The sequence below is a fragment of the Rhizobium sp. WYCCWR 11146 genome, assembly GCF_013591995.1.
GTDB classification, from domain to species: domain Bacteria; phylum Pseudomonadota; class Alphaproteobacteria; order Rhizobiales; family Rhizobiaceae; genus Rhizobium; species Rhizobium indicum.
In genome coordinates, this window is the sequence record NZ_JACCEY010000029.1 from 1 (window position 1) to 1,035 (window position 1,035).

General features: G+C 57.4%; 1 protein-coding gene. It reads right to left on the reverse strand.

The annotated features are described in order from the left end of the window. Positions 1-10 precede the first annotated feature (10 nt). Positions 11-925: a diaminopimelate epimerase gene (gene dapF, locus HX899_RS24295; RefSeq protein ID WP_127431677.1), complete on the reverse strand. Its 915-nt coding sequence runs from the start codon at positions 923-925 to the stop codon at positions 11-13. Between the last annotated feature and the right edge of the window lie 110 nt (positions 926-1,035).

Sequence of the window (1,035 nt, forward strand, 5' to 3'; positions counted from 1 at the left end):
GCCCATCAGCTCATGCCAATGCCAGCACAGGAGTGCTGGGATTTCCTCCTTCAATGAAACCGTGGCAGCAGAAAGCGACAGGACCGGTCATGATCACCATGTTGTTTTCGACAAGCTCGATCTGAAGTTCGCCCGCGGGAAGGTGTACCGTGACCTTGGGAGAATTCACGAGACCTCGCATCTTCGCAGCATAGACGGCAACGCAAGCCCCGGTCCCGCATGCTTTGGTGAGAATGCCGGGACGCTCCCACACGGCGAGGCGTATGGTTTGCGAGTCGACGATCTGGGCCACGCCAACGTTGACGCCTTCCGGGAAAAGCGGATCGTTCTGCACGACCGGGGCATAGGTCGGGATGTCGTCGACGACGAGTTGATCGACGAAGAACACAGCATGCGGATTGCCAATGTTCAGCGCGACCCCATTGGAAAGAGGTCCGCTTGTCAAAAGGACATGACGGGTATCGATTTCGCGGCTCAACGGGATTTGCTGCCAGTCCAGGCTAATCGGCCCCAATTTAACGCTGATCTGCCGAAGACCTGCTCCGCAGCATTGCAGCACCCCGGACTTGGTCTCGATCAGGACTTCCTCAGTCTCCGTCTCTTCAAGCAACAAGTAAGCCACGCAGCGCGTAGCATTCCCACACGCACCGACTTCCTTGCCGTCGATGTTGAAGATTCTCATCTGCGCGTAAGCGCCTGCCTTTCGTCCCTCGTCGGAGGGTCGTTCGATCGTGAGCAGTTGTTCGCCGCCAGCTCCGACGTTTGTACTGCAAATCCTGACGATGTCCTCGACGTCAAACGGCTTTGCGACCTCACGCCGATCGACAATCACGAAATAGTTTTCCAACCCGTGCATCTTCACGAATGACCAAAGCGTCGGCGCATCTACGGACGGGGTCTGCGCGAGGAATTCCATGTGGTTCATATCGCGACCGCTTTCAAAGTGCTGTTGCTGCGTCAGCGTAGGTATTGGAGGCCTGCCAAGGCCTCTCCACCTCGAGGGTGAGAAGGTCCTCGATCGTCTGGCGACGCCGA